The organism is Streptomyces sp. NPDC055400 (assembly GCF_053644375.1).
Genome location: NZ_JBSHLM010000017.1, coordinates 226,634 through 247,377, shown reverse-complemented (window position 1 = coordinate 247,377; position 20,744 = coordinate 226,634). Strand labels below are relative to the sequence as shown.

The window sequence follows — 20,744 nt, the reverse complement described above, 5'->3', positions numbered from 1 at the left end:
TACGCTGCGTGTTCGGCCGAAAAGGGTGCGTGAACAGCTCGTGAACTGCGCCTGGGCGCGCGCAGGGGGCGCCATTATGCTTCCGTGCCTTCCTGGACGGACGCTCTCCGTTTCGCCTTCCAACCGGTCGTCAACCTGACGACCGGAGCCGTGGCGGCCCTGGAGATACTCGCCCGTCCGGAGGTCGGTGACGTGCTGGCACAGGCCCGGCGTGACCCTGAACTCGACGGCCGTCTTGCCGCGTTGGCGGTGCGCTCGGCGGCGCAGCGGGAGACGCTGCTGCCGCTGCACGTCAATGTGTTCGCGGGGACGGTGGCGGATCTGGGTGGTCTCGCCGCGCTGCGGGACGCCGTCCGGGGCGTGGGGCGGCTGCCCTGGGAAGTGACGGTCGACATCGGTCCGCCGTTCACCCACGTGCCGCACCGGGCGCTCCTGGAGGGGGTCACGGCCCTGCGCGAGGAGGGCTTCCGGATCTGTGCGGACGGCGTCGGTGACGGCGACCTGCCCCTGCGGCTCCTGGTCGACCTGGCGCCGGACCTCGTGAAGCTCGATGCCTCGCTGCTGTCGCGTCCCGCGTCGGTGAGCGCGATGCGGACGCTGTGCGAGGGGCTGGGCGCGCTGCTCGCCGTAGAGGGCGTGGAGACGGAGTTGCAGTGCGGCGCCGCTCGTCAGGCCGGTGCGCAGCTGGCCCAGGGCGAGCTGTTCGCGCCGCCGTCGCGGCTGCCGGCGGCCGATGTGTACGTCCCGGCGCTCACTCCCCCGGTGGCGTCGCCGCCGCCTTCGGGGCCGCCGGTACGCCAGTTCGTGCGGCCCGCCGCCTTGCTGCCCGCATCGGCCTCGGCGGGGCGCGTACGCGCCCTGCTCACCGGGTCTCCCGACGTGTCCGGCGTGCTCCTGGTGGACTCGGCGGGCGCACCGGTGCGCTCGGTGCAGCGGGACCGCTTCCTGTTGTCCCTGTCGGGTCGCTACGGGCACGCGCTCTATGCCGACCGGCCGGCCGCCCGCCACGGTGACCGGCCGCGCACGGTGGGCGTGGACGCCACCGCCTGGGAGGTCCTCGACGTACTCGCGGACGGCGAGCGCAGCCGTACGGCCGACGACGTCGCGGTCGTCGACAAGCGGGGCCGGTGCGTGGGCATCGTGCGGCTCGCCGATCTCGTGCGCGCGCTGGCCGAGAGCCGGGTCGAGGAGGCGGCGGCGCTCAATCCGCTGACCCGGCTGCCCGGTTCGGACTCCATCACGGGCGAGGTGGACCGGCGGATCGCGCAGGGGCGCGGGTTCGCCCTGAGCTGGCTGGACATCGACGGGTTCAAGCAGGTCAACGACGGGGCGGGGTTCGCCGCGGGTGACGATCTGATCCGCGAGGTGGGCAGGTCCCTGGAACGGGCCGCGTCGGGGGCGACCACGGTGGGGCACATCGGGGGCGACGACTTCCTGGTCCTGGCCGATCCGGACGGGCTCGATCCGCTGGCCTGCGCGGTGCTCGACGTGCCCTGGGCGGCGGGCGGGCGGCCCGTCACGATGTCGCTCGCCACGGTGCTGTGCGCGGCGGGCAGCGTCGCCGACCACCGGCAGGCGGCCGCGTCGCTGGCGCCGCTCAAACAGGCCGCCAAGGCTCTGCCGGGGGCGAGTTGGGTCATCGGACGCTCGGACTCGCCGGGGCACGAGGTGCGGCGGGGTATGCGTTCGGGAGCCGCCCCTGTGTCCGGGGCCGCATGGGCGGGGACCGGACCGCGCGCGGAAGCGGAATCGGGCCGGGCAGCCACGGGATGAGGCGGGCGCGGGCCCTACGGGCGGGCGCCGCCAACCGTTCCCGTCCGCGACCTTGACGCTCCATCACGGCCGGTGAACACTTCCCCGTGTCAGTCGGCATCGCCGCACGTCGTCCCACCGCCGCTCAGTGCCCCAGCCTGTCCGTCGGGCTCCGCCTGTCGCGTTCAGGCAGGTCAGGGCCTTCTCCCTGCGGCGATACGAGCGTTCCGACTGAGCGGGAACGCTTGTCACGGGCGCCGGGCGGGGCGCGGGAACCCCTGCCGTCGGCCGTTGCAGCCAGAGCCAACAAGAACCAGCCATGGAAAACGCACCCTGCACTGAGGACCGGGGCGTACCGCTCCGGGCGAGGGCCTAGGAGCCGCCATGAGCAATGGAGACATCTTCGTCGGTGAGGTCATCGGGACCGCGATCCTGATTCTGTTCGGCGCCGGCGTGTGCGCCGCGGTCACGCTCAGGCATTCCAAGGCGAGAGCCTCGGGATGGGTCGTCATCGCGTTCGGGTGGGGCTTCGGCGTGCTGGCCGGGGCGTACACCGCCGCGCCGCTGTCGGGGGGCCAGCTCAACCCGGCGGTGACGATCGGCATCGCCGTGGACACCGGCAAGTGGGACAAGGTCTGGGTCTATCTGCTCGGCCAGATGGTCGGCGCGATGCTGGGCGCCGTGCTGGCCTATCTCGTCTATCTGGCCCAGTTCAACGCCAACGTCACGTCGGGGTCCGGCGAGAGCGAAGCGGACGACGACGGGCCCACTCCGACGCTCGGGATCTTCTCCACGATCCCCGAGATCAACAACCCCGTGGCCAACCTGATCACCGAGATCATCGCGACGATCGCCCTGGTGCTCCCCATCCTCGCGTTCGGCCTCACCAAGGGGCTCGGGGAGTCCGGATCGACCGTGCTCGTCGTGGCCTTCCTGGTCGTCGGGATCGGCCTCTCGCTCGGTGGGCCCACCGGGTACGCCATCAACCCGGCGCGCGACCTCGGACCGCGCATCGTGCACACGTTCCTGCCCATCCCCAACAAAGGCACGTCCGGCTGGGGTTACGCCATCATCCCGGTGGCCGGGCCGCTGATCGGCGGCGCGCTGGCGGGGCTCATCTACAACGCGGCGTTCTGACCGCGGCCGCGCCGCCGCCACGTCGCTATCGCGTCCCCGCGCGCGGGGACCTCGGACGAAGACGAAGGGGAGTCACATGCCCGACCACGATGAGAAGTACGTCGCCGCCATCGACCAGGGCACCACGTCGAGCCGCTGCATCATCTTCAACCACGGCGGCGAGATCGTCGCCGTCGACCAGCGCGAGCACCGGCAGATCTTCCCGAAGCCCGGCTGGGTGGAGCACGACGCCACCGAGATCTGGTCCAAGGTGCAGGCCGTGGTCGCCGGCGCGCTCGCCAAGGCCGGGCTGCGGGCCGACGACCTCAGCGCTCTCGGCATCACCAACCAGCGTGAGACGACGGTCCTCTGGGACCGGGCCACGGGCCGGCCCGTGCACAACGCGATCGTGTGGCAGGACACCCGTACGTCGGCGCTGTGCAACGAACTCGGCGGCACGGACGGTCAGGACCGCTTCCGGGAGCAGACCGGCCTGCCGCTCGCGAGCTACTTCTCCGGGCCCAAGGCGGCCTGGCTGCTCGACAACGTGCCGGGGCTGCGCGCCCGCGCCGAGCGGGGCGAGATCGCGTTCGGCACCATCGACTCCTGGCTCATCTGGAATCTGACGGGCGGCACGGACGGCGGCGTGCACGTCACCGACGTCACCAACGCCGGGCGCACCATGCTGATGAACCTGGAGACGCTCCAGTGGGACCAGGGGATCCTGTCGGCGATGAACGTGCCGGAGGCGGTGCTGCCGGAGATCAGGTCGTCGGCCGAGGTCTATGGGACGGCCGTCGGCCAGCTCTCCGGCGTGCCGGTCGCGTCCGCGCTCGGCGACCAGCAGGCGGCGATCTTCGGGCAGGCCTGCTACGACACGGGGACGGCCAAGAACACGTACGGCACGGGCAGTTTCCTGCTGCTCAACACCGGGAACCGGCCCGTCCCCTCGAAGAACGGGCTGCTCACCACCATGGGGTACAAGATCGGCTCCGAGGCTCCCGTGTACTGCCTCGAAGGGTCGATCGCGATCACCGGCGCCCTGGTCCAGTGGTTCCGCGACCAGCTCGGGATCATCCGCACGGCCGACGAGATCGAGACGCTCGCGGCGAGTGTGACCGACAACGGCGGCGCCTACATCGTGCCCGCGTTCTCGGGCCTGTTCGCGCCCTATTGGCGCTCGGACGCGCGGGGTGTCGTCACGGGTCTGACGCGGTACGTCACCAAGGCCCATCTGGCGCGGGCGGTCCTGGAGGCGACGAGCTGGCAGACGCGCGAGGTCGTCGACGCGATGTACCAGGACTCCGGGGTACAGATCACCACGCTGAAGGTCGACGGCGGCATGACCAAGAACAACCTCCTGATGCAGCATCAGGCGGATGTCCTCGGCGTGCCGGTGATCCGGCCTCGGGTGTCGGAGACGACGTGCCTGGGTGCCGCGTACGCGGCCGGGCTCGCGACGGGAGTGTGGAACGACCTGGACGAGCTCAAGGCGCACTGGCAGCGCGACGCGGAGTGGACGCCGGCGATGGACGGCGGGACGCGTGAGCGCGAGTACCGCAACTGGCGCAAGGCCGTGGAGAAGAGCTTCGGCTGGCACGACGACGAGCGTTGAGGGTCGGCGCGCGCCTCCTGTGACTGGCGCGTGGTCCCGGCGAGGGCCACGCGCGCGTGGACGACGGTCCGCACCCCGGTCGGCGAGGGTGCGGGCCGTTCCCCTGCGGTCCGTTCCCCTGCGGTCCCATACCGCGCCGGCGGATCAGGTGGTGGCCGGCTGGCGGCGGCGCGCACCCACGGCCATCGCGTGCTCGACGACGCCGATGAGGACCTCCTTGACGGTCTCCTTCTCACGCGCGTCGCACATCAGAACGGGCACGTCGGAGTCGAGGTCGAGGGCCTGGCGTACGGCATCGGCCGGGTAACGGGCCGATCCCTCGAAGCAGTTGACGCCCACTACGAACGGTATGGAGCGCCGCTCGAAGTAGTCGACGGCGGCGAAGCAGTCCTCCAGGCGGCGGGTGTCGGCGAGAACGACGGCTCCCAGGGCGCCGGTCGCCAGCTCGTCCCACAGGAACCAGAAGCGGTCCTGCCCGGGCGTGCCGAAGAGGTAGAGCACGAGGTCCTCGCGGAGCGTGATCCGCCCGAAGTCCATGGCGACCGTGGTGGTGTGCTTGCCCTCGACGCCGCGGGTGTCGTCGAGCGGGCGGCCCGCCTCGCTCAGCAGTTCCTCGGTGCGCAGGGGCTTGATCTCGCTGACCGCGCCGACGAGCGTCGTCTTGCCCACGCCGAATCCGCCGGCCACGAGGATCTTGAGCGTGACGGGCTCCACGGGGGGCTTGCCGCGCTCAGAACGCCCGAAGATCATGGGTCTCTTCTCCTGCCTCACTGCTGTCGCTGTGGTCGTTCCCGGCGGGCGGCGGCGGACCGTATCCGCCGCCTCCGGGGGTTTCGATGACGAGTACGTCTGCGGGGAGCACGTCCGCCGAGTCGCTGCCGGCGAGCCGGTCGACCGTGCCGTCGGGGTGCTCCACGGAGTTGGCGCCCAGGGCTCCCGGCCCGCCGCCCGCCATGCCGTACGGCGGGACTCTGCGGTGCTGCGAGAGCGTGGACACGGTCATGGGTTCGAGGAAGCGGAGGCGGCGTACGGCGCCGTCGCCGCCGCGCCACCGTCCGGGGCCCCCGCTGCCGCGCCGCACGGCGAACTCCTCGAGCAGGACGGGCAGTCGCCACTCCAGGACCTCGGGGTCGGTGAGACGCGAGTTGGTCATGTGGGTCTGTACGACGGGCGCTCCCTGGAAGCCGTCACCTGCCCCGGAGCCCGAGGCCACGGTCTCGTAGTACTGATGGCTCTCGTTGCCGAAGGTCACGTTGTTCATCGTCCCGGAGCCCTCGGCCTGGACGCCCAGGGCCGCGTAGAGGGCTCCGGTGATGGCCTGGGAGGTCTCCACGTTGCCGGCGACGACGGCGGCGGGCGGCTCCGGGGCGAGGAACGAGCCCGGGGGGACGACGATGCGCAAGGGGCGCAGGCAGCCGTCGTTGAGGGGGATGTCGTCGTCCACGAGGGTGCGGAAGACGTACAGAACGGCCGCGTTGACGACGGCGAAGGGCGCGTTGAAGTTGGTGGCGAGCTGTGATGATGTGCCGGTGAAGTCGACGGTCGCACTGCGCTGTTCGCGGTCCACGGTGACCCGGACGCGGATCGTGGCGCCGGAGTCGGTCTCGTAGGCGAACTCACCGTCCTGTAGAGCGTCGACAACGCGGCGCACGGCGTCTTCGGCGTTGTCCTGGACGTGCTTCATGTACGCCTGGACGACGTCGAGCCCGAAGTGGTCGATCATGCGGGCGACTTCGTCGACGCCCTTCTGGTTGGCGGCGATCTGGGCGCGCAGGTCGGCGAGGTTGGTCCGCGGGTTGCGGGACGGATAGGGCCCGCCGGTGAGCAGGCCCAGGGTCTCCGACTCGCGGAAGCTGCCCCCTTCGACGAGCAGCCAGTTGTCGAAGAGGATGCCTTCCTCGTCGATGGTGCGGCTGCCCGCGGGCATGGAGCCGGGGGCGATGCCGCCGATCTCCGCGTGGTGACCGCGCGAGGCGACGTAGAACAGGATCCGCTCACCCTCCGTGTCGAAGACCGGGGTGATGACGGTGACGTCGGGGAGGTGGGTGCCCCCGTGGTAGGGGTCATTGACGGCGTACGTGTCCCCCGGCCGCATGCCCGTGCCGCGGCGGCGGATGACCTCTTTGACGCTGGTGCCCATGGATCCCAGGTGGACGGGGATGTGGGGGGCGTTGGCGACGAGACTGCCGTCGGGGTCGAAGAGCGCGCACGAGAAGTCGAGACGCTCCTTGATGTTGACCGACTGGGAGGTGGACTCCAGGCGGGCGCCCATCTGTTCGGCGATCGACATGAAGAGGTTGTTGAAGACTTCGAGGAGTACGGGGTCGGCTTCCGTGCCGATGTCGGAACTCTCCGTGACCGCCGCTCGTTCCATGATCAGGTGGCCGTCGTCCGTCACGGCCGCCCGCCAGCCGTCGTCCACGACCGTCGTGGAGCCGGACTCGGCGATGATCGCGGGTCCGGTGACGCTTTCGCCGGGCGGCAGTCGGTCGCGTCGGTGCAGGGGCACCTCGCGCCAGGTGCCGCCGGTGTGGAGGCTGACGGTCTCCGGGGCGGCGGGCGGGGCCGAGCGGGGTACGAGGGCGGACAGATCGGGGGGTGCGGTGAGGCCGGTTGCTTCGACGGAGAGTGCTTCGACGACGAGAGGGCGGTCGAGGGTGAAGGAGTAGGTGGCGCGATGGCGTTCTTCGAAGGCGGCGCGCATCGTGTCGGGGTCCGTGAGTTCCACGGTGAGCGTGGTGTCGGTGCCGTCGTAGCGCAGTTGGGCCCGGCGGGTGACGCGGATGCGGTCCTCGGGCACGTCCTCGGCGAGGAGTTCGGCGCGGGCCGCGCTCTCCAGGTCGTCGGCGGTCTTGTGGACGTGCGGCATGGCGGACCGCTCGAGCGGTGCCTCGGCGGACTGCTCGCGCATGGCGGTCGTGTCGGCGAGGCCGATGCCGAGCGCGGACAGGACTCCGGCCATGGGCGGTACGAGCACGGTGCGGATGCCGAGCGAGTCGGCGACGCGGCATGCGTGCTGGCCACCGGCTCCGCCGAACGTGGTGAGGGCGTAGCGCGTGACGTCGTGGCCCTTCTGGACGGAGATCCGCTTCACGGCGTTCGCGATGTTGGCGACGGCGATCTGCAGATAGCCCTCGGCGACCTGTTCCGGTGTGCGGTCGTCGCCGGTGCGGTCGCGGATCTCGCGGGAGAGCGCGGCGAAGCGGTCCCGTACGAGGGTGTCGTCCAGCGGCTGATCCCCGTCGGGGCCGAACACTCTGGGGAAATGGGCGGGTTGGATGCGCCCGAGGGCCACGTTCGCATCGGTGACGGTGAGGGGGCCGCCGCCGCGGTAGCAGGCGGGTCCGGGGTCGGCGCCCGCGGAGTCGGGGCCCACGCGGTAGCGGCTGCCGTCGAAGTGCAGGACGGAGCCGCCGCCGGCCGCGACGGTGTGGATGTCGAGCATCGGGGCGCGCAGGCGCACTCCGGCGATCTGCGTGGTGAAGACGCGCTCGTACTCCCCGGCGTAGTGCGACACGTCCGTGGACGTGCCGCCCATGTCGAAGCCGATGACGCGGTCGAAGCCTGCGAGGCGGGAGACCCGGGCCATGCCGACGATGCCGCCGGCGGGGCCGGACAGGATGGCGTCCTTGCCGCGGAACTGTCCGGCCTCGGTGAGCCCGCCGTTGGACTGCATGAACATGAGGCGCACGCCCGCGAGTTGGTCCGCCACCTGCTCGACGTAGCGGCGAAGGACCGGCGACAGATAGGCGTCGACGACCGTCGTGTCCCCGCGCGGGACGAGTTTCATCAGAGGGCTGACCTCGCTGGAGAGCGAGATCTGCGGGAAGCCGATCCGGGCCGCGAGGGCGCCGATCTGCCGCTCGTGGTCGGGGTACAGGTGGCTGTGCATGCAGACGACGGCGAGGGCCCTGATCCCGTCCTCGTACGCCTGGCGCAGCGACACTTCGAGGGTGTCCGTGTCGAGGGGGGTGAGGACGGCGCCGTGGGCGTCGATGCGCTCGTCGGCCTCGATGACCCGTTCGTGGAGCAGCTCGGGCAGCTCGATGCGGCGGGCGAAGATGCGGGGCCTGTTCTGGTACGCGATGCGCAGGGCGTCACGGAAGCCCCGGGTGACCACCAGGGCGGTGCGTTCGCCCTTGCGTTCCAGGAGGGCGTTGGTGGCGACGGTGGTGCCCATGCGGACGGAGTCGACCTGGGCGTGCCCCGGCTCGCCCTCGCTGTCGAGGAGTTCGCGGATCGCGGCGACGGCGGGGTCGCGGTAGCGGGCGGGGTTGTCGGACAGGAGCTTGTGGGTGAGCAGGCGTCCGTCGGGGTGCCGCGCGACGACATCGGTGAACGTGCCGCCTCGGTCGATCCAGAACTGCCAGCCTGTCACGCGCGTCTCCGTTGTTCGCCCCGCTGCTCGCCTGGTCCCCGCCCCCGTGTGTGGCCTCGGTGTACGCGTGGGTCAGAGCGCCCTGAGACCGTTGATCACGTCGCGCAGAATACTCTCGTCCGGGAGCTCGGCAGGGGGTACGGGCCGGGTCACATGGACCAGTTCCTCGTCGACGAGATCGCCGATGAGGACGCGTACGACGCCGATGGGAAGGTCGAGTTCCGCGGCGAGTTCGGCCACCGACTGGGGGCTGTCGCGGCACAGTCCGACGATGTCCACGTGTTCCGGGGACAGCGTCTGGTCGGCGGCGGGGTCACCGGTGCGGTGTTCCGCGACGACGACCGCGATCAGGTCGAGGCGATGCTGGGCCGCGCTGGTGGTGCGGCCGCGTGTCATGGCGTACGGGCGAACCACCGGTCCGGCGTCGTCGTCGAACCAGTGGTGGGTCTCCTGTGTCCCCTCCCCGTCAGGGCTCATACCGGCCCACTACCCGCCGGCGGACAGATCGGTGCGCGGAGCGGTCCCCAGATGCACGCCGACCCGCTTGACCAGCAACGTCATCTCGTACGCGACGAGACCGACGTCGGAGTCTGCGTCCGACAGGACGGCGAGGCAGCTGCCGTCGCCGGCTGCCGTGACGAAGAGGAAGGCGTCGTCCAGCTCCACGACGGTCTGGCGGACGCTGCCCGCCTCGAAGTGCCGGCCGACCCCCTTGGCCAGGCTGTGGAAGCCGGAGGCGACTGCGGCGAGATGCTCGCTGTCCTCCCGGGTGAGGTCCTTGGAGACCCCGGTCGGCAGGCCGTCCCCGGAGAGCACGAGCGCCTTGCGGATACTGGCGACGCGCTCCACCAGGTCGTCCAGGAGCCAGTTCAGCTCCCCGGAACCGCCGTTCGCGGTGGTGTGTGCGGCGGCCTTCGGTGCGGTCATCGACCGTCCCCCTCAGATGTCGTTCCCTGTGCTGTGCCGGCGGAGGCGTCGCCTGCGGCGTTCTCCTCACGGCCGCGGCGCCAGCCCCGCTGGAGCGAGGCCATCCGGTTGCGGACCTCGTCGGCGTCGCGCTCGGCGGGGCTGTCCGAGTGGTTGGGCCCCTCCCGGTCCGCGGCGCGGTCGGCGCGCAGGTCGGGTCCTTCCTTGAGCTGCGGGGCGAGATTGGCCTGGCGCACACGGCGGGGCAGGCCACTCGGCAAGCTCGGCACGGGGGCGTCGGCGGCCGGTTCCGGCGCGGGGTCGCGCACCGGTTCCGGACGACGTGCGGGAGCCGCGTCCTCCGAGGCCTCGGCACGGGAGCGCCTGCGCGGCAGATCCGGCGCGGACGCCGAAGTGAGACGGCGCTCGCGGGGGCCCTCCGGGGCTTCCGCGCGGTGCGCGTCCCCCGGGGCGTCCGGGGCCGGGGCCTCGGGATCCCGTGGGACGCCGCCCGGGTCCTCGGGTCGGCCGTCCGTGCGTCGGTTGTCCGATTCCGACTCGCCGGGCCTCGTGTGGGTGACGGGCCTGCCGTGCGAGCTGACGAGCTTCGGTGCCCTGCGGCGCGGCAGCGGCGCGGGCGCGTCGTCGCCGTCGGGGCCGTCGGGGCCGTCGGGGCCGTCGGCCCGGTGGGTGGGCTCGGCCCGGTCCTCGAACTCGTCGCGCGCGTGCTGGTGCTGCTCTCCGGGGAGCCCTGCCGGGCGGCGGCGCGGCCGGAAGAGCCCGCCCCGCTCGCTGTCCTCGTCATCGAGAGCGCCGGGGAAGGGCGCGAGGTCCGACGCCGCGAGCGGCGCCTCCAGCTCCACGGGCCCGTCCAGCAGAGAGGCCGGGAGACCCGGGAGCGGGCTGCCCGCCGTGGAGAGCTTCGGGGAGCGCACGCCCGGGGCCTCGCCGCGCCGGGCGCTGTGGGGACGATCGAGACGGAAGCCTGCGCCCTCGGTGTCGGGGGCGTCGGTGAGCAGGGTGTCCGGGATGAAGACGATCGCGGTCGTGCCGCCGTACGGGGACGGCTGGAGCGAGACACGGACGTTCTGGCGCTGGGCGAGCCGGCTGACCACGAACAGGCCGAGCCGGTCGGTGTCGGAGAGTTCGAACTCGGGCGTCTCGGCGAGCCGCAGATTGGCGTCGAGGAGCGCGTCGGCCGCCATGCCGAGGCCCCGGTCGTGGATCTCCAGCGTGAAGCCGTTCGCGACGCGCTCGCCGACGACGTGCACGGCGGTGTGCGGCGGCGAGAACACCGTGGCGTTCTCCAGGAGTTCGGCCACGAGGTGGGTGAGGTCGGCGACGGCGGGGCCGGTGACGGCGATGCGCGGCAGGCGCCGGACCTCGACGCGCTCGTAGTCCTCCACCTCGGCGACGGAGGCCCGGACGATGTCCATGAGCTGGACGGGCCTGCGCCACTGCCGGGAGGGGGCGGCTCCGGAGAGGATCACCAGGCCTTCCGCGTGGCGCCGCATGCGCGTGGTCAGGTGGTCGAGGCGGAACAGGTCGGCGAGTTCGTCGGTGTCCTCGGTCCTGCGCTCCATCGTGTCCAGCAGGGTGAGCTGCTTGTGGAGGAGCACCTGGCTGCGCCGGGCGAGGTTGACGAAGACCTCGGAGACGCCGTGGCGCAGTTCGGCCTGCTTGACGGCGGCCTCGACGGCGGAGCGCTGAAGGGTGTTGAGCGCCTGGCCGACCTGCCCGATCTCGTTCTTGTCGTACTCCAGGCGGGGGGCCTCGGTCTCCACGTCGACGTGTTCGCCTGCCGCGAGACGGCGCATCACGCTGGGCAGCCGCACACCGGACGCCTCGTGGGCCTCCAGGCGCAGCCGCCGCAGATCGCGGACGAGGCTGCGGCCGATGCGTACGGACAGGAACAGCGAGAGCAGCAGCGCGAGCAGGCCGAGCACACCGGCCACTCCGGCCTGCAGGAAGACATTGATCGCGACGGGGCGCGCCCGGTCCTGGTAGCGCTCCGTGGCGGCGGTGTCCCGCTTGACGAGCTCGTCGAGCACCTGGCCCGAAGCGTTGTTCCAGGCACGTGCGGTGACGCCCCTGGGGGTGCCCGCCGTGGAGTCGGCGAGGGTGTTCTCCGCCGAGCGCAGGGCGGCCGTGTCCGCGCTCTTCCAGTAGCGCTCGAACTCGGCGCGGTCGCCGTCGGGGAGCAGCGCGAGGCTGGTCTCGTACAGGATGCCGCGCTGGGCGACGAGGTCGGAGACCTGGCGCAGTTCCTTCTGCGTGATCCGGCGGGCGACGAGCGCCGAGCCGACCAACGCGTCCTCGCGGGACAGCAGTTCACGCGCGCGCAGCACGCCGATGACGGCGCGGCCCTGGCGGTCCATCGCCGAGTTGTCGAAGCTGCTGAGCGTGAGCAGGAAGTCGTACGTGGGGTCGATGAGGCGGTTGTAGAAGTCGAGGGCCTGCGCGCGGGTGACGGTTCCTTCGTCGACGTTGCGGCGCAGGGACTCGATGCCGTCGAATCCCTCGACGACGGCGCCGATGCGGCGCCGGGAGTCGTCGCTCATGTCGTCGCGGATCCCGGAGTTCTCGGCCTTCGTCCTGATCTGGGCCATCGCCTCGTCGGAGGCGCTGCGGCGGCTGCGCAGCTTGGAGAGGGCGTCGGAGGCCCGGGGGTCGGCCAGGTAGACAAGGGTCTGGCGGCGCTCGTCCTGAAGGGTCCGCGCGGCGTCGGATATCGGGTAGCCGATCTCGTCGGCGACCTTCCCCGCTGACACCAGCTGAGTCGCGGCGCGGCCCGTGATCACCGTGGAGAAAGCCCAGATGGCGGTCAGGGACACCAGCGGCACCAGGAGCAACGCCACGATCTTCCGGCGGATGGACTTCCCGCGAAAGCGCATGGCCTCCCCCAGATCGACCCCTGTGGTCAGGGGTACACATGTGCGGCAACAAACGGCGCGAGCCTACTACTGACGCAGGAGCAACTCGAAGGGCTGTCCGGATGCTGTCCGGTGGCGAGTGACGTGGGACGTCAGCATGTGTCCGGGCATTGCAGGAGATTGCACCCCGCAAAGAGGCGTTCAGAATCCGGCACCATCCGGCCGTACAGGGAAGGCAGTTGGCCGAAATCAACCGATCTTCGGCGGGACGGAAATGACCGCCGCGATCCGGGGGAATCTTTCGACGCTGCCGTACGTCCTTCCTTACGGGTCATACGTGATGAGGCCCGCACGAGGTGAGCGGGCAGCGTAAAGCGGCGCAATCCGGGCAGCCATCGAAGAGTCCCGGTGCGGGAGCGCCCAGGGCGGCGGGCTGTGACGGCGGTGGGGAGTGACGAACTGATGGGCACGGCAGAGCGGCGCGGGGAATTGTGGGTCGAGGAGCCGGCGAGGCGGCGCCGGTTGCCTGATCCGGTGCGGACGGCGGCGGTACGGGCGGTGCTCATCATGGCGCTGACGCTGATGCAGGCGGTGATCGCGTTCCTGTGCACCCTCGCCGACTCATGGCTGGCGTTCCCGATGGTGCTGAGCAGCGTGGGGAGCACGGTCGTGGCGACCTGGGGCGTGCTGGACGTCTGGGTGACCCGACAGGTGTGGAACCAGCGCAACGGCGTGGTGTCCGCGCCCAACAGCACGGCACGGCAGCTGCGCAGGGAGCGTCGCCAGGCGCGCCGGCAGGCACGTGCGCAGGGCCGTCCGGTCCCGGAACGCATACGGAGGCGTGGCGGGTCCGGACAGTTGACGCATACGTAGGCGCGTGCAGGAAGTACGTCACGCCCGTAAGTGGTGCGTCGGTAGTTGCGCGTGCGTGCGTGGGTCCGCGTAGGCAGGTGGGGTGGGATCGGTGACGGTTACGCAGCGCTGGACAGGTGACAGCTACCTACGCACGCCCAAGGCGAGAGCCGTAGTCACAGCGCCACCGGCTCCGCGACGTTCTGCACGACCGGTCGCGCCTCGCCGCGCGCCAGCTCCCGGCGCACCTGTGTGAACGGTCGCGGCCGGTTCACCGCGAGCGCGGCCGTGGTCTCGCCCCCGCGCTCGTAGAGCGCGAGGAAGCTCCCGTCCTCCACGGTGCCTTCGACGACGCGGACCAGGTCCCCGTCCTTCCGGCGCCCGGCGAACTGGATGCGCGAGCCGTACTGGTCCGACCAGAAGTACGGCAGCGGCCGAACGGTCTCGACGGTGCGGCCCGCCAGCAGATTGCGCACGGCGACGCGCGGCTGGGCCGTGGCGCTCGTCCAGTGCTCGGCCCGTGCCCCGCCCACGCGTGCCACATCGCCCACGGCCACGACCTGAGGCAGCGCCGTGACGCAGCCGTCGTCGCAGAGCACCCCGTCGTGCAGCGCGAGTGTCGAACCGGCCAGCCAGCCCGTGTTGGGGACGGCCCCGATGCCGACGACGACCACGTCGGCGGGCAGCACGCGCCCGTCGGCCAGTTCCACGCCGTGGACCGCGAGGTCTCCGTGGAGTGCCGCGACCCCGACGCCCGTGACCAGTTCCACCCCGCCGCGCGCGTGGAGCCCCGCGCACACCGCGGCCATCTCCGGCCCGAGTTGGGGCAGGAGCGGCAGCGGCGCCGCCTCGACGACGGTGACGGAGTGGCCGAGCGCCGCGCAGGAAGAGGCCGTCTCGGCGCCGATGAACCCGCCGCCGATCACGACCACGCGCCGCGGCCCACGCAGCAGTTCGGCACGCAGGGAGCGCGCGTCGTCGAGAGTCCTGAGCGTGTGCACGCCCGCGAGGGCGGGGCCGGGCAGCCGGCGGGCGCTCGCCCCGGTGGCGATGACGACCCCGTCCGTGGACACCGTGCGGCCGTCCTCCAGGAGGACGGTGCGACCGCGCGCGTCGAGCCCGCGGGCCCGCACGCCGAACATCCACTCGGCGCCCAGTTCCAGCGTCTCGTCGACGTCGGACAGGGCGAGCTGGTCCTCGCCGGCCTTCCCGAGGAGGAAGTCCTTGGACAGCGGCGGGCGGTCGTACGGACGGTGCGGCTCCTCGCCGACGATGACGAGCCGCCCGTCGAAGCCCTGGGCCCGCAGCTCGCGGGCGGCGTACAGCCCGGCGAGCGAGGCGCCCACCACGGTCACGGTCCTCATGCCGGATCCCGTGCTCATTGCGTTGACAGTGCTCATGCGGCGTTACCTTCCTCGGCGGCAGGATGGACGTGGACTACGCCGTCGTCGACGGTCACCCGGTGGGTGCGTACGGGGCGGCGGGCGGGCAGGCAGGTCGGCCGCCCGGTACGGAGATCGAATGAAGCCTCGTGGAGCGGGCATTCGACCAGACAGCCCTCCAGCCAGCCCTCCGACAAGGAGGCGTCCTGGTGGGTGCAGGTGTCGTCGATGGCGTACAGCTCACCGTCAGCATGGAAGACGGCGATGGGCGGTGCTGTGTCGATGCGGACGGATCCGCCCTCGGGGAGGTCTTCAAGGCGGCAGACGGGAATCACGGGCCCCCCTCTTGGTCCAGGACTGTCTGGCTCAGGACTGTTCGGTAACATGAAGTTTCGTATGGCGCATGAGGGAGCGCTATGCGCAACAGAATCCGGTCGGGATGCCCGCCGCGTCAAGGGCTTCTCGAAGATGCGACCCGTCAAGGGGTCGCAAGGTGGTGAGAGTTGAGTGATGACCCGCAAGGAATCGCAGGCCGGACCAGGCACGACGGCACCGGAGAAAACCCCGAAGGGCGCGGCCGGCGCCGTCCAGTCCGTGGACCGCGCGGTGAGTGTCCTCGAGATCCTCGCCCGGCTCGGCGAAGCGGGAGTCACGGAGATCGCCGACGAGCTGGACGTGCACAAGTCCACCGCGTTCCGGTTGCTCGGAGTGCTGGAGAACCGGGGCCTGGTCGGGCAGGCCAAGGACCGTGGCAAGTACTACCTGGGGGCGGGTGTACTGCACCTCGCGGGGGCGGCGGCAGTGCGTCTCGACATCTCCCAGGAGGGCGTGCCCGTCTGCCGTGAACTGGCCGACGAGCTGGGCGAGACGGTCAACATCGCGATCCTCGACGACGATGTCGCCGTCAACATCATGCAGGCGCGCGGCTCCGCCTCCGTGACGGCGCAGAACTGGCTGGGCAGACGCACACCTCTGCACGCCACGTCGAGCGGCAAGGTGCTGCTCGCCCATCTGCCGCCCGCACTGCGCGAGGGCCTGCTCGCCCGCCCGCTGGCGCGCTTCACCCCGCACACCGCGACCGGGGCGGCGTCGCTGCGGGCCGAGCTGGAGGCCGTGCTCGACCAGGGGTACGCCGTCGCCGTGGAGGAGCTGGAGGTCGGCCTCGCCGCGGTCGCGGCCCCCGTGTTCGCCCACGACGGAAAGGTCATCGGCGCGATCAGCGCGTCGGGTCCCGTGTACCGGCTGACCGAGGAACACCTCCCCGAGCTGGCCAAACGCACGGTCGCGGCATCGACCGAGCTGTCGCGCCGGATGGGGTACGGCTTCTAGCAGGACGTTTCGCAGCACGCCTACTGAACGCGGGGTCAGGGAAGCCTGGCCCCGCGTTCTGCGTGTGTCGACGAGGTTTCGGTACGTCCGATCGTTTTGCCAAGCATTAACTCCCACCCCTTGACGGGGCCTTGATGACGTTTCCAAGATGTTCCTCATCGCGCAACCGATCGTGCAATGCGCAACAGCAGAGGAGTTTGGTCGTGCCACATGAGGTCCGCGCCGTCGTCGCTGTGAAGAAGGGCGCACCCGTCGAGGTGCAGACGATCGTCGTGCCCGATCCCGGCCCGGGCGAGGTTCTGGTCAAGGTGCAGGCGTGCGGGGTCTGCCACACGGATCTGCACTACCGGGAGGGCGCCATCAACGACGACTTCCCGTTCCTGCTCGGCCATGAGGCCGCCGGCACGGTCGAGTCCGTCGGCGACGGGGTCACCGAGCTCGTCCCGGGCGACTACGTGGTGCTCGCCTGGCGCGCCCCCTGCGGCAACTGCCGTTCCTGCCGCCGCGGTCGCCTCTGGTACTGCTTCGACTCGCGCAACGCGAGCCGGCCGATGACCCTTCTCGACGGAACGCCACTGAGCCCCGCGCTCGGCATCGGCGCGTTCGCCGAGAAGACCCTGGTCGCGGCAGGACAGGCGATCAAGGTCGACCCGGCGGCGCGCCCCGAGGCCGCGGGCCTGATCGGCTGCGGCGTGATGGCCGGCTACGGCGCGGCCGTGAACACGGGCAACGTCCAGCGCGGCGACACCGTCGCCGTCATCGGCTGCGGCGGCGTCGGCAACGCGGCCATCGCGGGCGCCTGCCTCAACGGCGCGCGCCGCGTGATCGCCGTCGACATCGACGACAAGAAGCTCGACCAGGCCGAGCGGTTCGGCGCCACGCACACGGTCAACTCGCGTGGCACGGACCCTATCGAGGCGGTGCGCGCGCTCACCGGCGGGTTCGGCGTCGACATCGCCATCGACGCGGTCGGCCGCCCGGAGACGTACAAGCAGGCGTTCTACATGCGCGACCACGCGGGCGTGCTGGTCCAGGTCGGGGTGCCCGAGCCGGACATGGCGGTGGACATTCCGCTCATCGACCTGTTCTCGCGCGGCGGATCGCTCAAGTCCTCCTGGTACGGCGACTGCCTGCCGAGCCGTGACTTCCCGGTCCTCATCGACCAGTACCTCTACGGGCTGCTCGACCTGAACGCCTTCGTGACCGAGACGATCACCCTCGACCAGGTGGAGGCGGCGTTCGCGAAGATGCACCGCGGCGAGGTGCTGCGCTCGGTGGTGGTCCTGTGAGCTCTGCGGCCCGCACCGAACGCGTCGTCACCTCGGGCACGTTCAGCCTGGACGGCGAGACGTTCGACGTCGACAACAACGTCTGGCTGATCGGTGACGACGAGGAGGTCCTGATCGTCGACGCGGCGCACGACGCGGGGTCGATCACTGCCGCCGTCGCCGGGCGCCGCGTCACCGCGATCGTCTGCACCCACGGGCACGACGACCACATCGGCGCCGCGGCCGATCTGGCCGAGGCGACCGGCGCCCCCGTTCTCCTGCATCCCGCCGAGCACGAGCTGTGGGAGGCGGTGCACCCGGACCGCAAGCCGGACGCGTCGCTTGCCGACGGGATGCTCCTGACCGTCGCCGGGGTCGACGTCCAGGTCCTGCACACCCCCGGTCACTCCTGGGGCAGTTGCAGCCTCTATGTGCCGTTCCTCGACGCCGTGTTCACCGGCGACACCCTCTTCCACGGCGGCCCGGGCGCTACCGGCCGCTCGTACTCCGACGCCCCGACGATCGCGGCGTCCATCCGCAGCCGGCTCCTCACCCTGCCGGGCGGCACGGTTGTCCACACCGGACACGGCCAGGACACGACCATTGCCGCGGAGCGCGCCAACATACCGGCCGCATAAGGCCATTCCATCCCCACCAGCATGAGGAGGGGCATGTCCAGCACGCCTGAAAAGCCCGGAACATCCAGCCCTCGCGTCGTCGTCATCGGCGCCGGAATCGTCGGCTGCTCCCTAGCCGACGAGCTCACCGCCCGCGGCTGGACCGACGTCACCGTCCTCGAACAGGGCCCGCTGCCGGCCCCCGGTGGCTCCACCTCGCACGCGCCGGGCCTTGTCTTCCAGACGAGCCCGTCCAAGACCCTCACGGAGTTCGCCCGGTACACAGTGGAGAAGTTCAACACCCTTGAGGTGGACGGACTTCCCTGCTTCAACCCGGTGGGCGGCCTGGAGCTGGCGACCACCCCCGAGCGCTGGGCCGACCTGCACCGCAAGGCCGGTTACGCCGCCTCCTGGGGCGTGCGCGGCGAACTCGTCAGTGCCGCGCGCTGCAAGGAACTGTGGCCCCTCATCGACGAGTCGGCCGTACTCGGCGGCTTCCACACCCCCGACGACGGCCTGGCCCGCGCCCTCCTTGCCTCCCGCGCCCAGATGCAGCGCGCCCGCGAACGCGGCGCCACCTTCCTCGACCGGCACACAGTCACCGGCATCGAGCAGGAGGACGGCCGGGTCACGGCGGTGGTCACCGACCGCGGCACGTTCCCCGCCGACCACGTGGTCTCCGCCGCCGGATTCTGGGGCCCGGTGATCGGCCGTATGGCCGGCGTGGATGTCCCGCTCCTGCCCCTCGCGCACCAGTACGCGAAGACCAGGCCGATGGCGGAGCTCGACGGAGCCGACGACCCCCGCACGGAGGCCTCGAAGCCGATCCTCCGCTTCCAGGACCGTGATCTGTACTTCCGTGAGCACACCGACCGCATCGGCATCGGCAGTTACGCCCACAAGCCCCTGCCCGTCGATCCGTTCAAGGTGCTCGACTACGACACGGCGCGGGCCACTGAGCTGGACATGCCGTCGTCGCTGCCCTTCACCCAGGAGGACTGGGCGCCCAGCTGGGAGGACTGCCGGTGGCTGATCCCCGCGCTGCGTGAGACCGAGATCGAGGAGGGCTTCAACGGCGTCTTCTCCTTCACGCCCGACGGGATGCCGGTCCTCGGCGAGACCCGTGCGCTGCGCGGCTTCTGGCTGGCCGAAGCGGTCTGGGTCACGCACTCGGCGGGCGTCGCCAGGGCGGTCGCCGAGTGGATGGTCGACGGGCGGCCCTCCGTCGACGTGCACGAGTGCGACCTCACCCGGTTCGAGGACGCCCAGCGCTCCCCCTCCTATGTGCACGACCGCGGGGCGCAGCAGTTCACCGAGGTCTACGACGTCCTGCACCCGCTCCAGCCGGCCGAGCAGCCGCGCCCGCTGCGGGTCAGCCCCTTCCACGCCCGCCAGGAGCAGCTCGGCGCGTACTTCCTGGAGGGCGGCGGCTGGGAGCGTCCGCACTGGTACGAGGCGAACACGGACCTGCCCACCGGCGACCTGCCCGAACGTGACGCCTGGTCGGCCCGCTACTGGTCGCCCATCGCGGCCGCCGAGGCCAGGGCCACCCGCGAGAAGGTGGCCCTCTACGACATGACGCCCCTGCGCCGACTGGAGGTCACGGGCCCGGGTGCCCTCGCCTTCCTCCAGCGCATGACGTCGAACAATCTCGCGAAGAAGCCGGGCGCGGTCACGTACACGCTGCTCCTGAACGAGGCGGGAGGCATCCGTTCGGACCTGACCGTCGCCCGTCTCGCGCCGGACCGCTTCCAGATCGGGGCGAACTCCCCCGCCGACCTGGACTGGCTCACGCGGGGCGCGCCCGCTGACGTGCAGATCAGGGACATCACCTCCGGCACCTGCTGCATCGGCGTCTGGGGCCCGCTCGCCCGCGACCTCGTCCAGCCGCTGACCCGCGACGACTTCTCGCACGAGGGCTTCGGCTACTTCCGCGCCAAGCAGACCTACCTCGGCCATGTGCCGGTCACCGCGATGCGCCTGTCGTACGTCGGTGAGCTCGGCTGGGAGCTGTACACCACGGCCGACCTGGGGCTGCGCCTGTGGGACACGCTGTGGGAGGCGGGGCGGGAACACGGCGTGATCGCGGCCGGACGCTCGGCCTTCAACAGCCTGCGCCTGGAGAAGGGGTACCGCTCCTGGGGCCACGACATGACCGAGGAGCACGACCCGTACGAGGCGGGCGTCGGATTCGCCGTCCGCATGGACCGCGGTGACTTCCTGGGCAGGGCGGCCCTGGAGCGCAAGGGCGAGCAGCCGGCCCGCAGGCTCACGCCGCTCCTCCTGGACGACCCGGCGGCCGTCGTGCTCGGCAAGGAGCCCGTCCACGTCGAAGGGGTCCCGGCCGGCTACGTCACCAGCGCCTCGTACGGCTACACGCTGGGCCGCTGTGTCGCGTACGCGTGGCTGCCGGCGCTCCCCTGCGGTACGGGCGTCCACATCGAGTACTTCGGCGAGAAGGTCCCGGCGACGGTCGCCGACGAGCCCTTGTTCGACCCGAAGATGACCCGCATCCGCCGCTGATCGCGTGGAGGTCCGGACACGTCACGCACCTATGACGTGTCCGGACCTCCGAGAACGGGCCACCGAGTTCGTGCCCGTCGTCGGTGAGATCGTCGCCGACCTCGCGCTCACCGGTGCCACCGCGCACCCCATC

The 20,744-nt window shown here is 71.3% G+C and carries 15 protein-coding genes; 8 read left to right on the top strand and 7 right to left on the bottom strand.

The annotated features are described in order from the left end of the window. The first annotated feature begins 84 nt into the window (after positions 1 to 84). The 3 genes from ACWIGU_RS36455 to glpK all read left to right on the top strand — a co-directional run bounded on the left by ACWIGU_RS36455 (position 85) and on the right by glpK (position 4,483). Complete coding sequence (locus ACWIGU_RS36455) at positions 85 to 1,773, top strand: EAL domain-containing protein (protein ID WP_454405942.1); 1,689 nt, start codon at positions 85 to 87, stop codon at positions 1,771 to 1,773. Between the two features lie 363 nt (positions 1,774 to 2,136). Further along, entirely contained in the window at positions 2,137 to 2,889 is a 753-nt protein-coding gene (locus tag ACWIGU_RS36450; protein ID WP_454405941.1) for an MIP/aquaporin family protein, read from the top strand. 76 nt (positions 2,890 to 2,965) lie between these two features. Beyond that, on the top strand, positions 2,966 to 4,483 hold the full coding sequence (gene glpK, locus ACWIGU_RS36445; protein WP_454405940.1) for a glycerol kinase GlpK: 1,518 nt from the start codon (positions 2,966 to 2,968) through the stop codon (positions 4,481 to 4,483). 144 nt (positions 4,484 to 4,627) lie between these two features. Here the strand turns inward: glpK and ACWIGU_RS36440 are convergent, their stop codons facing one another. From ACWIGU_RS36440 to ACWIGU_RS36420, 5 genes are all read right to left on the bottom strand, one after another. Further along, positions 4,628 to 5,233, bottom strand: a complete 606-nt coding sequence (locus tag ACWIGU_RS36440) for a GTP-binding protein (RefSeq protein WP_329575590.1) — start codon at positions 5,231 to 5,233, stop codon at positions 4,628 to 4,630. Then, complete coding sequence (locus tag ACWIGU_RS36435) at positions 5,214 to 8,861, bottom strand: hydantoinase B/oxoprolinase family protein (RefSeq protein WP_454405939.1); 3,648 nt, start codon at positions 8,859 to 8,861, stop codon at positions 5,214 to 5,216. Before ACWIGU_RS36435 ends, ACWIGU_RS36440 begins: the two co-directional genes overlap by 20 nt. A gap of 72 nt (positions 8,862 to 8,933) precedes the next feature. Further along, positions 8,934 to 9,338, bottom strand: a complete 405-nt coding sequence (locus tag ACWIGU_RS36430) for a DUF742 domain-containing protein (protein ID WP_266566735.1) — start codon at positions 9,336 to 9,338, stop codon at positions 8,934 to 8,936. Between the two features lie 9 nt (positions 9,339 to 9,347). Then, positions 9,348 to 9,788 carry a roadblock/LC7 domain-containing protein gene (locus ACWIGU_RS36425; RefSeq protein ID WP_100597501.1) on the bottom strand — a complete coding sequence of 147 codons (441 nt, stop codon included), beginning with the start codon at positions 9,786 to 9,788 and terminating at the stop codon, positions 9,348 to 9,350. Further along, the gene (locus tag ACWIGU_RS36420) at positions 9,785 to 12,661 is read right to left on the bottom strand and encodes a nitrate- and nitrite sensing domain-containing protein (RefSeq protein ID WP_454405938.1); all 2,877 of its coding nucleotides are present in this window, start codon (positions 12,659 to 12,661) and stop codon (positions 9,785 to 9,787) included. Before ACWIGU_RS36420 ends, ACWIGU_RS36425 begins: the two co-directional genes overlap by 4 nt. Before the next feature lie 387 nt (positions 12,662 to 13,048). Between ACWIGU_RS36420 and ACWIGU_RS36415 the strand changes: the two genes are divergently transcribed. Beyond that, on the top strand, positions 13,049 to 13,513 hold the full coding sequence (locus tag ACWIGU_RS36415) for a hypothetical protein (RefSeq protein WP_454405937.1): 465 nt from the start codon (positions 13,049 to 13,051) through the stop codon (positions 13,511 to 13,513). Positions 13,514 to 13,668: 155 nt separating this feature from the next. Here the strand turns inward: ACWIGU_RS36415 and ACWIGU_RS36410 are convergent, their stop codons facing one another. Both ACWIGU_RS36410 and ACWIGU_RS36405 read right to left on the bottom strand, forming a co-directional pair. Further along, positions 13,669 to 14,856 carry an NAD(P)/FAD-dependent oxidoreductase gene (locus ACWIGU_RS36410; protein ID WP_454405957.1) on the bottom strand — a complete coding sequence of 396 codons (1,188 nt, stop codon included), beginning with the start codon at positions 14,854 to 14,856 and terminating at the stop codon, positions 13,669 to 13,671. A gap of 32 nt (positions 14,857 to 14,888) precedes the next feature. After that, on the bottom strand, positions 14,889 to 15,209 hold the full coding sequence (locus ACWIGU_RS36405) for a bifunctional 3-phenylpropionate/cinnamic acid dioxygenase ferredoxin subunit (protein WP_454405936.1): 321 nt from the start codon (positions 15,207 to 15,209) through the stop codon (positions 14,889 to 14,891). Between the two features lie 175 nt (positions 15,210 to 15,384). On the opposite strand from ACWIGU_RS36405, the gene ACWIGU_RS36400 reads away from it, so the two are divergent. From ACWIGU_RS36400 to ACWIGU_RS36385, 4 genes are all read left to right on the top strand, one after another. After that, positions 15,385 to 16,203, top strand: coding sequence for an IclR family transcriptional regulator (locus ACWIGU_RS36400; RefSeq protein WP_454405935.1), 819 nt, complete (start codon positions 15,385 to 15,387; stop codon positions 16,201 to 16,203). A 203-nt stretch (positions 16,204 to 16,406) separates the two neighbouring features. Continuing rightward, positions 16,407 to 17,492, top strand: a complete 1,086-nt coding sequence (locus ACWIGU_RS36395; RefSeq protein ID WP_454405933.1) for an S-(hydroxymethyl)mycothiol dehydrogenase — start codon at positions 16,407 to 16,409, stop codon at positions 17,490 to 17,492. Next, positions 17,489 to 18,109, top strand: coding sequence for an MBL fold metallo-hydrolase (locus tag ACWIGU_RS36390; RefSeq protein WP_454405932.1), 621 nt, complete (start codon positions 17,489 to 17,491; stop codon positions 18,107 to 18,109). Before ACWIGU_RS36395 ends, ACWIGU_RS36390 begins: the two co-directional genes overlap by 4 nt. Positions 18,110 to 18,142: 33 nt before the next feature. Further along, positions 18,143 to 20,611, top strand: coding sequence for a GcvT family protein (locus tag ACWIGU_RS36385; RefSeq protein WP_454405931.1), 2,469 nt, complete (start codon positions 18,143 to 18,145; stop codon positions 20,609 to 20,611). The last annotated feature ends 133 nt before the right edge of the window (positions 20,612 to 20,744 follow it).

Excerpts from the sequence above, each read along its gene's own strand:
- ACWIGU_RS36430 (WP_266566735.1), bottom strand. The coding sequence starts at position 9,338 with ATGAGCCCTGACGGGGAGGGGACACAGGAGACCCACCACTGGTTCGAC.
- ACWIGU_RS36450 (WP_454405941.1), top strand. The coding sequence starts at position 2,137 with ATGAGCAATGGAGACATCTTCGTCGGTGAGGTCATCGGGACCGCGATC.
- ACWIGU_RS36420 (WP_454405938.1), bottom strand. The coding sequence starts at position 12,661 with ATGCGCTTTCGCGGGAAGTCCATCCGCCGGAAGATCGTGGCGTTGCTC.
- ACWIGU_RS36440 (WP_329575590.1), bottom strand. The coding sequence starts at position 5,233 with ATGATCTTCGGGCGTTCTGAGCGCGGCAAGCCCCCCGTGGAGCCCGTC.
- glpK (WP_454405940.1), top strand. The coding sequence starts at position 2,966 with ATGCCCGACCACGATGAGAAGTACGTCGCCGCCATCGACCAGGGCACC.
- ACWIGU_RS36400 (WP_454405935.1), top strand. The coding sequence starts at position 15,385 with ATGACCCGCAAGGAATCGCAGGCCGGACCAGGCACGACGGCACCGGAG.
- ACWIGU_RS36385 (WP_454405931.1), top strand. The coding sequence starts at position 18,143 with ATGTCCAGCACGCCTGAAAAGCCCGGAACATCCAGCCCTCGCGTCGTC.
- ACWIGU_RS36425 (WP_100597501.1), bottom strand. The coding sequence starts at position 9,788 with ATGACCGCACCGAAGGCCGCCGCACACACCACCGCGAACGGCGGTTCC.
- ACWIGU_RS36410 (WP_454405957.1), bottom strand. The coding sequence starts at position 14,856 with ATGAGGACCGTGACCGTGGTGGGCGCCTCGCTCGCCGGGCTGTACGCC.